The 12,675-nt window shown below is 59.4% G+C and carries 13 protein-coding genes and 2 pseudogenes; 5 read left to right on the top strand and 10 right to left on the bottom strand.

What is annotated here, in order from left to right:
* Positions 1 to 96: 96 nt before the first annotated feature.
* Positions 97 to 474: a helix-turn-helix domain-containing protein gene (locus tag SOM61_RS13195; RefSeq protein ID WP_320474520.1), complete on the top strand. Its 378-nt coding sequence runs from the start codon at positions 97 to 99 to the stop codon at positions 472 to 474.
* Positions 386 to 832 (top strand): annotated as a pseudogene (locus tag SOM61_RS13190) (RNA-guided endonuclease InsQ/TnpB family protein); the annotation flags it as partial. The gene SOM61_RS13195 and the pseudogene SOM61_RS13190, both read left to right, overlap by 89 nt.
* Before the next feature lie 69 nt (positions 833 to 901).
* Here SOM61_RS13190 and SOM61_RS13185 read toward each other — a convergent pair.
* The 7 genes and pseudogenes from SOM61_RS13185 to SOM61_RS13160 all read right to left on the bottom strand — a co-directional run bounded on the left by SOM61_RS13185 (position 902) and on the right by SOM61_RS13160 (position 6,553).
* Positions 902 to 1,561 (bottom strand): DsbA family oxidoreductase, encoded by a 660-nt coding sequence (locus SOM61_RS13185; protein WP_320474519.1) that lies wholly within the window; start codon positions 1,559 to 1,561, stop codon positions 902 to 904.
* 82 nt (positions 1,562 to 1,643) lie between these two features.
* Positions 1,644 to 2,837 (bottom strand): Gfo/Idh/MocA family protein, encoded by a 1,194-nt coding sequence (locus SOM61_RS13180; RefSeq protein WP_320474518.1) that lies wholly within the window; start codon positions 2,835 to 2,837, stop codon positions 1,644 to 1,646.
* Between the two features lie 105 nt (positions 2,838 to 2,942).
* Complete coding sequence (locus SOM61_RS13175) at positions 2,943 to 3,665, bottom strand: alpha/beta fold hydrolase (protein ID WP_320474517.1); 723 nt, start codon at positions 3,663 to 3,665, stop codon at positions 2,943 to 2,945.
* A 501-nt stretch (positions 3,666 to 4,166) separates the two neighbouring features.
* Positions 4,167 to 4,400, bottom strand: coding sequence for a hypothetical protein (locus tag SOM61_RS26485; RefSeq protein ID WP_414674984.1), 234 nt, complete (start codon positions 4,398 to 4,400; stop codon positions 4,167 to 4,169).
* Positions 4,387 to 4,710, bottom strand: a complete 324-nt coding sequence (locus SOM61_RS13170) for a Gfo/Idh/MocA family protein (protein ID WP_320474708.1) — start codon at positions 4,708 to 4,710, stop codon at positions 4,387 to 4,389. Before SOM61_RS13170 ends, SOM61_RS26485 begins: the two co-directional genes overlap by 14 nt.
* Before the next feature lie 249 nt (positions 4,711 to 4,959).
* Positions 4,960 to 5,898, bottom strand: a complete 939-nt coding sequence (locus tag SOM61_RS13165) for a zinc-binding dehydrogenase (RefSeq protein ID WP_320474516.1) — start codon at positions 5,896 to 5,898, stop codon at positions 4,960 to 4,962.
* A gap of 76 nt (positions 5,899 to 5,974) precedes the next feature.
* Positions 5,975 to 6,553, bottom strand: a pseudogene (locus SOM61_RS13160) (SDR family NAD(P)-dependent oxidoreductase).
* 114 nt (positions 6,554 to 6,667) lie between these two features.
* Here SOM61_RS13160 and SOM61_RS13155 point away from each other — a divergent pair.
* Positions 6,668 to 7,597, top strand: a complete 930-nt coding sequence (locus SOM61_RS13155; RefSeq protein WP_320474515.1) for a LysR family transcriptional regulator — start codon at positions 6,668 to 6,670, stop codon at positions 7,595 to 7,597.
* Here SOM61_RS13155 and SOM61_RS26480 read toward each other — a convergent pair.
* Positions 7,527 to 7,928 carry a pirin-like C-terminal cupin domain-containing protein gene (locus SOM61_RS26480; protein ID WP_414674992.1) on the bottom strand — a complete coding sequence of 134 codons (402 nt, stop codon included), beginning with the start codon at positions 7,926 to 7,928 and terminating at the stop codon, positions 7,527 to 7,529. The two genes, SOM61_RS13155 and SOM61_RS26480, sit on opposite strands and share 71 nt — an antisense overlap.
* 234 nt (positions 7,929 to 8,162) lie before the next feature.
* On the bottom strand, positions 8,163 to 8,429 hold the full coding sequence (locus tag SOM61_RS13150) for a cupin domain-containing protein (RefSeq protein ID WP_320474514.1): 267 nt from the start codon (positions 8,427 to 8,429) through the stop codon (positions 8,163 to 8,165).
* Between the two features lie 212 nt (positions 8,430 to 8,641).
* On the opposite strand from SOM61_RS13150, the gene SOM61_RS13145 reads away from it, so the two are divergent.
* The gene (locus SOM61_RS13145; RefSeq protein ID WP_320474513.1) at positions 8,642 to 10,471 is read left to right on the top strand and encodes an MFS transporter; all 1,830 of its coding nucleotides are present in this window, start codon (positions 8,642 to 8,644) and stop codon (positions 10,469 to 10,471) included.
* Between the two features lie 4 nt (positions 10,472 to 10,475).
* Here the strand turns inward: SOM61_RS13145 and SOM61_RS13140 are convergent, their stop codons facing one another.
* Positions 10,476 to 11,375, bottom strand: coding sequence for a LysR family transcriptional regulator (locus tag SOM61_RS13140; protein WP_320474512.1), 900 nt, complete (start codon positions 11,373 to 11,375; stop codon positions 10,476 to 10,478).
* A 168-nt stretch (positions 11,376 to 11,543) separates the two neighbouring features.
* On the opposite strand from SOM61_RS13140, the gene SOM61_RS13135 reads away from it, so the two are divergent.
* Positions 11,544 to 12,659 (top strand): NAD(P)-dependent alcohol dehydrogenase, encoded by a 1,116-nt coding sequence (locus SOM61_RS13135; protein WP_320474511.1) that lies wholly within the window; start codon positions 11,544 to 11,546, stop codon positions 12,657 to 12,659.
* Positions 12,660 to 12,675: the final 16 nt, after the last annotated feature.

Here is a 12,675-nt window from a genome sequence, read left to right as displayed (position 1 = left end):
GTTATAAGCCGTCTTCTCGGCCCGTCTCCATGGAAGCCGCAGTCATCGCAACCAGAAGCTGATCGATGGCGTGCGTGCAGCAGTCAAGGAATTGCAATGGTCCTAGCCCATCGCATCCGAATCGATCCGAACAACGTCCAGGCGACGTACCTGGCGCGTGCCGCCGGCACTGCACGTTTCGCCTACAACTGGGCCTTGGTCGGGTGGAGGCGGCAGTACGAGGCAAGCAAGGCCGACGCGACGGTGGACAAGTTAAATGAGGCGGCATTACGGCGCCAGCTCAACGCGATCAAAGCGCGAGCAATTGCCCTGGATGCTCGAAGTGACCAAGAACGCACCGCAGATGGCGATCATGCAGTTGGGGCAAGCATTGGGTTGGGTCCGCATGCGCGAATCCCTGCGTTTCTCCGGGCGCATCGTCTCGGCCTCGATCAGCCGGATTGCGGATCACTGGTACGCGAGCATCACCGTTGACATCGACGATCAACTTCAACCGCCAGCTGAAACCCAAGGCGCGGTGGGAGTCGACTTCGGTGTCTCGGCGCTGGCCACGCTGTCGACCGGTGATGTGTTTAACGGCCCGAAAGCGTTGGGCACACTGCTCGCTCGTGTGCAACGCCCGTCGCGCGAGGTTTCACGCAAAGTCAAAGGATCGCGCAATCGTGCGAAGGCGAAAGCCAGGCTTGCCCGGCTATACGCCCGGACCGCCGATCTGAGGCGCAATGGCCTGCATCAGTTGAGCACCCACATCACCCGCCGCTTCCACACCATCGGTATCAAAGATCTGAACGTGAAGGGTATGCTCGGAAACCGTTGTCTGGCCAGAGCGATCGCTGACATGGGATTCGGTGAGCTGCGCCGCCAGCTGGAATACAAGGCGACGCGGCGTGGCGAGTGGGCGTCAGCCGACATCGCCGGCTTCGGCGGCGAGACCACGCAGCTGCCGCTCGAATTCCTTGGGGGGTTGCGCGCCGGAGATCGCGTGTCGGTCGTTGACGATCACCGCCGGTACGCTCCTGATACCGCGACTACGCCAAAGCTCCTCCTCGGCACGTACCTCTTCGACGTATCGATCGGATTCGAGGACCGCACGCGCCGCTGATCCGTCCAGACCTACTTCTTCGGCGGCCGCCACGAGAGCTTCATGGTCGCCGGGATCGACCTGATCGGTGTGATACAGCGCCAGCAAGCGGCGCTTCATGTCCAGCTGCCGGCCCTCATCCTTCGCCCAGGCGAGCAGCCTATGCGCATCGAACGTGTTGTAGATCCGGCTCACGTCGGAGGCGTTCATCGTGACGCCGACGCCGGCGGCACGTTCCCGGATCATCTCGCGGCTGGAGCGAATCTGGTCATGCGGCATGCCGAACTTCCTGTTGATGTGCTCCAAGGCGTTTTGCCCGCCCGCCTGCATGTCCGGGCTCAGCTCATAGGGATGAAACGTGATATCGGCGTCGATCTGGCCCTCCAAGGCTGCGAGCGCCTGCTCCAGGCCTGCTAGCGCGATCGCGCACCAGGGGCAGGCGATATCCGAAACGAAGTCGATCTTGAGCTTGGTGGTCACGGCGAAGTCTCCTGCTGGCTGCATGATAAGTCGATTTCGCCGTCGGCCCGACAAGCCTGGCGACGCGACCCTTCCTTGGTTTTCAGCGATTAGAGTTAATTAGGTCGGGTTGGGCCAGATGCTGGCGATGACCCGTTTTCGCGCCCTGTGTGATCGCCTCGAGCACCCGGTGACGATCGAGTGCGACCGCGAAGGCGGGCGCATCTGCGGTTCCGTCGCGAAGGTCGGCGGCGAGCTGGGCGTAGAGGCGGGCGACACCCGCTGCGGGTGGGTCGAGTTGCAGGTCGCGAGTCACATATGCGGCTGGCACCTGTAGCTGCTGGACAGGCTCGCTGCCGCGGCGCAACGTGATGCTCATATCGCCGAAGTGGATGTAGCCCGACGCCGTCTCGACCCGCAGACTGCCTGCGGTACCCTGGATTTCCCACACCGCGCCGGCGGACTGTCCGGCACTGTAATGCAGCGAGGTGACGATCCCGCCCTTTAGAACGCCGGCGACGACGATCTCGTCGGGCGCGTCCTTCGGGACGGACGTGCCATCCGAGAGGCGGACGCCGTCGCCGCGCTGATTGGCGACGATGGCGGACAAGCTCTCGAATGTGCCGAGGACGTGCGCAAGCGGTTGGAGCGCGTGGCCGAGCATGATGCTTTGAAGCGTGGCGCCATTCTCTGCGCGAGCCATATATTCGAACGGCGGATCATATCGGCCGACCCACATGTCGTCGTTCAGATGCGCTCGGATGCTCGTGCTGAGCGGCTTGCCGATCACGCCCTGCCGGACCAGGTCGTGAAGGTAGCGGATCGGTGGATGCAGGCCGCCTTGCAAGCCGATGACCGTGCGCACCTGCCGTTCGCGAGCAAGTCCTTCAAGCGCTTCGGCTTCCGACAGGTTTCGCGCGAGAGGCCACTCGCAATAGACCATCTTGCCCGCGGCGAGCGCGTCGGAAACGATCTGCCTGTGATCCGGCACCTTCACTGCAACCACCACCAAGTCGACCTCCGGCCGCAGGACCAGCGCCTGATGTGTGTCAAAGGCGAGATCGGCGCCCAGTCGGCTAGCGGTCGCTTTCGCGCTCTCCATACGAGTCGTGCTGACGGCACGGATCTGGAACGCATCGAGCGCCCGCAGCGCCGGGACGTGAGCAATTCCGCCCCAGCCTCGATCGGCACTGGCGCCGACGATGCCGACGCCGATCCGGGTGTTTGCTGAATTGGTCATGTAGGCATGCTCCTGTGTGGTGCGGCCCGGGCAATGCTCGCCGTGCTGCTTCACCATGGCTTCGTTTCCGGACGAATGCTTGGGCGGATAGCGAGTGACCAAGCCTTGCCGGTCGCGCTGCGGATGCGTGGGTTTGAGCCCACGTGACGCAAGCGCAGGGAGTTAAACTTGAGCCCAATGGGCCTCGAGTTCGCGCGCGACATCGGCCGGACGCTCTATCATCGGCCAATGCGAGGCGCGCAGCTTCACGACGGCGCGTGCGTGGGCGGCATTGCCGAGCTCGTCGGCGAAGCGGTGCGGCAGAAACGGATCGTCCAGGCCCCAGATCACCAGCGCTGGGGCGGTCATGTTGCTCAAACCAGGCTTCCACTCCGCGCCGACCTCGATTGCGGAACGGTAAAGAGCGAGAATACTTGCCCGCATGGTGGCATCCATATGCCGAACCGCTTCATCCGCCGCATCTTTCGGCATCTGCGCCTCGACGAGGTTCGCCGCAAATTCCTCGAGGTCGAGGTCTTGCATCCATTGCTCGCCCTCGCCTGGCGTCTGCCAGATCTTGGCGAGATAGTGCCACGGATATTCAGGATCGATCGGCCCGCTGATGCCGGTCCAGGTCCGCACCAGATCCGGTCGGATCGACGTGAGACGGCCTGTCAGCAGGCATCCCCAGTCATGACCGACCAGATCCACGGGTTCGCCGATCTCAGCGATCCGATTGACAAGCCAGTCAAGATACTCTTCCTTTGTTGACCTGAAGTCCGGCGGCAACGGATTGCCAAAGCCGGGGAGATCGACCGTGATAATGTCGTTGCGCTTAAGATGATAGCGGACGGTGTCCCAGAGCCGGTGGGTGTCGGGTACGCCGTGGACGAGGACTGCAGGCATGTCGCGATCTCCTAGTGATTGTTATCAGGAGTATAGGGATGTGGCGGCGTTGCGGAAGCCGGCGCTGGAGAAACACGGCGTTGCTAATAATGGAACGCTCGCCGTCGTGCGCTCTGAGCGAATTCGCTGTCGCTGGCCCGTCTGAGCTGCTCGCTCGACGGCGGCAATGAGCCGGCCGTTGTGTGCGGCGCGATCAAAGCCAGGCATCTCATTGGTGCCGGCCACCAGATCACGGGTACCGGTGCACCGCTGGTAGTTTTTGCAATGAGGTCGACGTGATCGGGGGATCTCCTGAATGGACGTCTCGCCCGTACCGACAATTTCGATCTCCCGCCACAGAAGCTAGTGTCCTGAATTGGAAGTTCGTTGAACAATCAATGTGGCGAAATCGGTCCGAGACAAGGAGCAAAGCACAGCAAGGCCGGGGCCTTGCGCGCATTTGCGACGCAGTATCGGGCCGATTCTCGCCATATTTATTCAACGAATCTTCAATTCAGGATACTAGGAGCGTGCGTCGACCTCAACGAGGTTGCCGAGCATGGCCTCAACAATGTCAAGGACATGGCCGGTCGTTATCGTCAGAAAGCTGGCGCCAGAGGCGGTTTTGTTGAAGTAGTCATAGTTACTAGTGGATTGCGGCCTCAAACCGAATGTCGTCGCATTGACACGCGCCGACAGCAATCGACCGAGCTTTCCTGCCCCACCAGCTCCGCCGCACGGCTTACTGCGGAACATGGCGACCCTGCAGGCCAATAGAGGTGTGCAACAAACCGACTCCAGCCGCCACCTCTTCGGTCTCGTCAACAGTTGCACCCGGGGGAGACTCGCAGTAGACCGCCTTGCCAGCCTTGATAGCAGCAAGGACGAGCTCTTTGTGTGCGGGCACTTTTACCGCGATAGTAGCGATGTCGATGGTTTCGTCGTTGATTAACGCACAGGCATCGGCATACCAGCGCTCAGCACCGCACACCTCGGCCGCGGCCTTCGCGCTCTCTTCCCGACGGGTTGCCACTGCTGCAAGTTGAAGATTCGGTTGCAACTGGATGGCGGGCTGGACACTTCCAACTCGTTGCTTTTGACCATCGTCAAAATCGTGTATGAAGGCATTGAACCTGTAGAACTTGAAGTGGATACTCGTGCTTCAACCAGCACCGATTCGCACCGCTCCAAGAGGTTCGAGTCGCGGACGAATATTGCGCGAAGATTGACTGAATCCATCCATCGGTTATGCCATGAGGCTCACTCGCCTAAAGCTCGGGAATCAGTCCCTCAGGCCTCTCTTCAGCTTCATCGTCTATGGCATCAGCACGGGCAACCCATCCAGTGCTCGATCATCAATGTCCTGATGCACTCGGACAATCTCTTCGAACGGGTACCTGGCCACGTCTAGATCATCGAATACACCAGTGCGAACCAGCTGCCAAAGCTCTTCTGTCGCGACCTTAACAGCCCGCCCGTGCACGAACTGCGGTGCTCCACCACTACGCACTTCGACGCCTCTCCCCGCAAGGCCAGAATAATTCGAAGGTGTCTGACCGGATGCTGCCCCTATGGCAACCACTACGCCTCTGTCACGCACATGCCCTACAGCCAACGAGGAAGTAGCTTGGCCAACAAGGTCATACACTACGTCGAAGCCATTCGGGGTGATATGACGGAGTTTGTCGCCCAGATCAGGATCTTGGGAATGAAAAGCGTGGTGAGCCCCGCGTGCGGCCTTATCAAGCTTGCTGAGTGATCCTGCAACACCAACTACGTCTGCGCCCAGTGATCTGGCCCAACGAGAAAGAACAGAGCCAACGCTGCCAGACGCACCGAGAATCAGAACGGTTTCGGCTGGCTTTAAATCATGCAACGCCCGTAGCCCCATCCAAGCGGTAGCCCCCTTTGCCAAAAAGGTGGCTGCGACCTCATTAGATATGTCATCCGGGAGTCGAATCAATGAGGAGGTTGAGATGACTTTCTCTGTTGCGTAGGCACCCTGATCAAAGAAATATGCAACCCGATCGCCCACCGACAGGCTTTCTACGCCTGGCCCAACCTTCGTGACAATACCCGCTGCCTCGAATCCAGGCACCGCGGGCAACGGCACAGGGTACTGACCCTTACGAATCATGGTATCCACAAAGTTGATGCCAATAGCGTCCTGGCGAAGAAGAACCTCACCTGTCCGTGGGGCGCGAACGTCCGCATCGACGATCGTCAGCACCGACGGACCGCCGGTGGTTTGCATCTGAATTTTCCTGGCCATAATGTTTTCTCCGGTGCTCTAACCTGCCTGTGTCAGCGGCATGCGTGTGAAGGTAAATTTAGGTCGACAGTCTTGCGACGCGTCGACGTTTGGCAAACTCAAAAGATAGACTTCTGTTGAATCCAGCGATCGCTCCTTTGGTCAGCCCATCCGCAGGAAGACCAGCAATGCCTGCGTACTTGGTAGCCGAACTGCCGATGTGCACGATGCGGCCACCTTCCTTCATGTGGCGCAACGCCTCCTGAGTCGCCACGAAAACCCCGGTGACGTTCACCGCCAGCATCGCTTCGTAGTTTTCAAACTTCATGTCGTCTATCGAACCCGCCATCGGAATGCCTGCGTTGTTTACCAGAATGTCGAGGCCATCGAAGGATTCAACCGTCTTTGCGACGGCAGCACGAACGGCCTCCGGGTTGGCGGCGTCGGCAACGATTGCCAATGCAGCCCCCCTTTAGACTCGATGGCATCAACGGTCTGTTGGGCTCGCTCGGCAGATCCGCGACAGGTGAAAGGCCACTCGCGCTCCGTTCGCGGCCAGGCGTTGCGCAATCGAGGCGCCAATTGAGCGAGAGCCGCCAGTGACCAGCGCGATCTTGCCGGCCAAGGGATGAGTAGCAGGGGAAGTTGCTCTGTTCATGAGTCACTCCGTGGGTTGTTTAGAAATGCACGGAGCAAACTTTAGCGTTTTAACTGCTTTATAATTAGTATCAAGTGACTTGTATTACTTTCAAACATATGTTTAAGATCGAACATGGAGACCTTGTCAAACCTCGAATCCTTCGTGCGCAGTGCTGAGGGCGGCAGCTTCTCTGCGGCCGCTAGACGGCTGGCGTTGAGCCCAGCGGCGGTAAGTCGGAATGTTGCGATCCTGGAACGCAATCTGGGGGTGCGGCTTTTTCAGCGCTCTACTCGAAAGCTGACGCTAACTGAGGCAGGAGAGGCTTTCCTTGCCTCCATCCGTGGCAATCTCGAGTCATTGCAGAATGCGATCAGTGCTGTGTCCGCCGATAATGGTGAGCCGGCGGGCATGCTGAAAGTCAGCCTGCCCCCCTCTTTGGGCATTGATTACTTTCTCCCATTGCTGCCCGAGTTCTTACTGCGCTATCCTCGAATTCGGCCAGAGTGGCACTTCGAGAATCGAATCGTCGACCTCATTGCGGAAGGCTACGATGCCGCCATTGGTGGTGGCTTCGACCTGATGCCAGGCGTGGTGTCGCGGACTTTGGCGCCGCTGCACGTTATTGCCGTTGCTTCTCCTGAATATTTCCGTCAAATCAACGCGCCGGTTGACCCATCGGGTCTTGTAGAACTGGACTGCATCACGCTGCGTTCGCTGTCTTCTGGTCGTATCCGCTCTTGGCGCATGCGAAACGCCGCTGGCGAAGAACATGTGGCGCACTTGGCGGAGGGAGTTGTTGTCAACGACCCTCCTGCTGCTCGACAGGCGGCCAGACTAGGTCTGGGTGTGGCCCTACTTGCAGTATCAGACGTTCTCCCTTGGTTGGAGTCAGGTGAGTTGATTCGCGTGTTGCCCCGCTGGTGGGGTGATGCCGGCGCACTTTCGCTTTACTACGCCGGCCGCGAACTTCTTCCAAGCAAGACCCGCGTCTTTATCGATTTCGTCGTTGAATCGTTTGAACGAGAGGACTACGCGCGACGTTTTGCAGGTAGCGTCTCTTAGCTGACCTACCTGGTCCATCCAATCGGTTTCGCCGACCTTGGAGCGTCAACGGGCGCATCTTGCCGGCATGCGGGAAGCGACCCTGCCGATATGCATCGTAGTAACCAGCCAGCGCTTCCCTAGTTCCGGCAATGAACGGACCTTGCGCTACTACCGAGATGTTCTGAGGCTGACCGGCATACAACAACAATCGCGCGCCGCTAGTGCCTGCCTGCAGTTTTAGGGAGCTATCGCCGCCTCCCTGAGGGCCTGTCCAACCGACGCTGTTAGCTCCCAGAACCTCGTTGTCTCCCCGCGTTGAACTCGCCTTCGATACCAACCACAAAAGCATTGTAGGAAGCAGGAAACTCCGGCTTAAAGATCGCTCCAGGCTCAAGCCAATTGTCGAACAAGGTGGTAGACACGGCATTCAACGTTGGAGCAACGGCATCTCCCATGCTGCCGCTGTAGACCCTGGCCACGACGCCTGCATCAATGTGTGTCGGCATGCTGTGCCGACGTAGGATCTGAATGCGCGGCGCCATGTTGCGTTGAGCTTCGGGGCAATGCCGCTACCAGCCGCCATTCATTCAACATCACCTTCCTCGAGCCGCCCGCCGGTGTCCTCCTTGCTACCGTTGAGCATGAAAGTGACCGTCTCAAGTCCGGCATGTGGATGTGCCTCACCGAACCTGCCTTCCAGGGTGATGTGACCATCCGCCATGAGGAAGAAGGGGGCGGTCTTGGACAGCTCGCCTGGGGCGACGACCAACGCGGCCTTGTGTCTATCCCCACCGAAGCCCCGGCCCAGCGGCGGGATCTTGGTGGTGCGATCAATGGATCTAGAAGTCATGGCCTAGTGTCGTGAATTGAAGATTCGTTGAATAAATATGGCGAGAATCGGCCCGATACTGCGTCGCAAATGCGCGCAAGGCCCCGGCCTTGCTGTGCTTTGCTCCTTGTCTCGGACCGATTTCGCCACATTGATTGTTCAACGAACTTCCAATTCAGGACACTAGGTACTCCTCTCAATTCGCGGCGTGGAGCGCCGCGAAGTGGTGTGGCATGGCGGCACTCTCCATGATCCAGGCAGGATTCAAGCGACCGGCATCTAGATGCGAGTTCGCGAACGCTGCGTTGCTCAGTCAGGAACCCTTGCGCAGGCGATTGGTGTTCTATCATTGTCGCATGCATGGCTCTTCAAACAGCAAGCCTGATCGGCAACCTGCCTGGAGGATCGCTTCGCTCCTGGAAGAAGAAGCTGTCGAGATTCCAGTGCATGAGCGATCTCCGGTCGTTGGTTCGCCAGCCACACCGACACATGGTTGGGCCATCCAACTGGCCTACGCACTTGTTGCCGTCCTGCTTGGCACGACGGCGGGGCTGGGGAATGCGCTCGTGGCGGCCAACATGGTCCAACTCCAGCAGGTGCTGGATTTGAGTGCGGCGCATGTTGCGTGGTTGGCGACCAGCTACGTGATGGCGGCGGCATCAGCTAACCTGGTGCTCATCAAGATACGTCAGCAATGTGGACTGCGTCGCTTCTCCATGGTGTCGTTAAGTGTCTATGCGACGCTTGCGCTCGCACATCTGTTTGTCACATCCTTCTCGGCTTCACTGCTATTGAGGGCGGCGAGTGGATTCGTTGCTGTCTCGTTGATACCGCTGTGCATCTTCAACATGATGCAGGTCTTCCCGGCGAAGTGGCGTCTCAAGGGGCTAGTCCTGGCCGTTGGTATCACGCAGTGTGCGATGCCGCTGGCGTATGTCCTGTCACCCTCTCTTCTAGCCACATATGGGTGGCGCTCGCTGTTCCTCCTTGAAGCGGGCCTGGCGTTGCTCTCTCTTGCAGCGGTAGGCGCCTTGCGGTTACCTCCAGCCGAGCGTGCACGGCGCTTTCAGCCACTCGACTTGCTGACCTACACACTGTTGGGCGCGGGTTTGGCGCTCACCGCTGCAGTGCTCGGGCTGGGTCGATGGCAGGACTGGCTGGCTGAGCCATGGATTGCAGCCTCCATCATAGCTGCGCCAGTTGCACTACTGGTCGGTTCTTTGGTCGAAAGGCAACGACAAGAACCGCTTTTGAACATCAGCTGGTTGAGCAGTGGTGATGTCGCGCGGTTTGCGCTGGCGATCTTTCTGATCCGTATGGTCCTGACCGAACAGGACATCGCCATCGCGGCGGCAAGGGCTCTTGGCGCAACGACGCACCAACTATCGGTGCTCACATTCTCCATGCTGCTGGGCGCCGCCACAGGCGTCCTGGTCAGCACCATTTCGATCAGCATCGAGAGGATTGCCAGACCCATGATGCTCGCTGTTGGCATTATTGCTGTTGCGACGATGCTGGTTAGTTCGGTAAGCGGAATTGAGCATATGCCGCGCTTCTACCTAAGCCAAGCGGCCATCGCATTTGCCGGGACCTTCTTCCTGGGGCCTGCGCTGCTCTTCGGTATCTCCAGTGCCCTACAACGAGGCAACACAGAACTGATCAGCTTCATCGTGCTGTTCGGTATTCTCAATGCCCTCGGCGCGCTGGCTGGACAGGCAGTAATGGGGAGCTATATCGACTGGAGGCAGGCTACAGGTGTCAGCGCCTTGTCGGCGCAGCTGGATACACTTCGTCTGACAGCGGGCCTTGCTGGAGGAACGACAGCCTACCTTGCGATTCTGCTTGGCATGCGAATACGCCTGCGGTTGATCGAGTTGCGCGAGCAGGCTGATGCCAACATGCCTGCCCAGCCTCCACCTGGCCCCCGAACAGGGTCCCCAGATAGTGGATGGCGGCCGCCTCTTCCGCACCCGGTTCTGGCGGTGGCATTCGTGCTGATCTTTGCGATAGGCCTGATCCTGATCTTGGCCGCATGGGGCATACCATCATGGGACGCAGACTAGGTGCCTATACCTCCTGGCCGATCCTCTCGACGAGGAAGTTAACCAAGGCGCGCACGCGAGCTATGCGGGCGCGTGCAGGCGGCATGTAGATCCGGAGATCAGCGCCCTCGTGCGGGTAGGTTGGAAGGATGACCTCCAACTCCCCATGAGCAAAGGGCGAGTCGATCATGAACTTGGGAACCAGCGTCATACCCAGACCGGCTCGCGCAGCCGCCAGCAACATTTGTCCGTTGCCAGTGCGAAGGACGGAGTTGATACAGACATGCTCCCACCCCGCCGGCCCCATGAAACGCCAATGTCCCGAGTCCAGGGCATAGAGCACGGCGTCGTGCGCGGTCAGATCACCTGGCGTCGTTGGTCGCCCGCGTTTCTCAAGATACTCCGAGCTGGCCACGACTACCCAACGAACGTTGGCAAGCTTGCGCGTGATGAGGGCTTGATCTGCCACATCACCCACCCACACGGCAAGATCGTAGGCAGCAGCATTCATGTCCACCAGGCGATCTTCGAAGCAAATATCGAACTGGACACGCGGATTGAGGCGGGCGAATTCCGCCAGTAGCGGCGCGAGGACAAACTCGCCGAAGGCCGTTTGCACCTGAACACGAAGCGAACCGGAAACTTCGGTCGTCAGGCTGCTCACGACCTCTCGTGCGGACTCAAATTCAGACAGACCGGCGCTTGCGCGCACGTGGTATGCGCGTCCAACGTCTGTCAGCGTCGTGCCCTTTGGAGTACGAGTCAGAAGCTGCGCACCGAGTACAGACTCCAGACGACTGACGCGGCGACTGACGATGGACTTGGCTACACCAAGGCGCACGGCGGCATTGGCGATGCTGCCGGTCTCGACAACCCGAACGAATGCGATGACATCTAGAAGGTCTACGGGAGCGGGTTCCGCCATTAGCAACTCCAGGTTTCTGGTTTGGTACTTAGTGCAACCCTGCAAAATCGCTATTCTAAACGAAAAGGTTGGCTGAAGCAGTTGCCGAACCTCTTCGACAACGCAATGGAGGCGAATGATGGACTACTCAGAATCTTCCACACGTGAGAATACTCATCAGGAGCGCGGATGAGTACGCAAGCATGTGCAGCCGTGATCGAACGAAAGGAGGATCCCTTCGTCATGCACGATGTAACTGTGGAAGACCCGCGCCCGGATGAGGTTCTCGTCCGTATGGTAGCAACTGGCATCTGTGCAACGGACGCACATGTCCGACAGCAGTTGATGCCCTCTCCGCTGCCAGCGATTCTCGGCCATGAAGGAGCTGGTGTCGTCGAACGCGTGGGGTCGACGGTTACGCATCTCAGGCCTGGCGACCACGTCGTTCTTTCCTATCACTCATGCGGTCAGTGCAAGCCTTGTCTTTCTTCGCATGCTGCCTACTGCGACAAGGTATGGGAGGCGAACTTCGCCGGTGCCCGGCTTGACGGTACCGTTGGGGTTGCAGCGGAGAGCTTGGGCGACCTGCATGCCCACTTCTTCGGGCAGTCCTCGTTCGCAACTTACGCTCTTGCCCATGAGCGCAACACAGTCAGGGTTCCCAACGACGTGCCTTTGGAGATACTGGGGCCACTGGGCTGCGGACTTCAGACTGGTGCCGGCGCGATCCTGAAGGCCATGAAGGTCCCAGTGGGTGCGACCGTCGCCGTCTTCGGGGTCGGTGCGGTTGGACTTGCGGCGATCATGGCAGCTAAGGTGGCTGATGCAGCCACCATCATTGCAATCGACGTCAATGAAGGGCGGTTGAAGCTTGCGCAAGAGTTGGGCGCAACGCACATCATTGATGCTTCCGGCGTGGATGTCGCAGCCGCAATTCGGGAGATCGAGTCGCGGGGTGTCGAGTTTGTCCTTGATACCAGCGGGCGCGCCTCCAATCTCGATGCAGGTGTTGCGGCGCTGGCCCCATTGGGACACTTCGGGTTCGTCGCCTTCAATGCACACTCCAAGGCCATGGTGGATGCGTCCCGCTTCACCGTCGGCCAGACACTGCAGGGAATCATTCAGGGCGATGCCGTCTCGGCCCTGCTCATTCCCGAGCTAATCGGGCTTTATCGAAGCGGTCGCTTCCCCTTCGACCGTCTGATCACCTTCTACAACTTTTCGGAGATCAACCAGGCCTTCGATGACGTGGCGGCAGGTCGCGTTATCAAGGCGGTGCTCCGCTTCGAGGCGCCAGCCCCCTGACCGTGCCCCACCCATT

The organism is Massilia sp. CFBP9012, assembly GCF_034045115.1.
Classification (GTDB): Bacteria; Pseudomonadota; Gammaproteobacteria; order Burkholderiales; family Burkholderiaceae_D; genus Telluria.
Note: the sequence above shows the minus strand (reverse complement) of the source record. Positions and strands in the feature narration are given on the sequence as shown.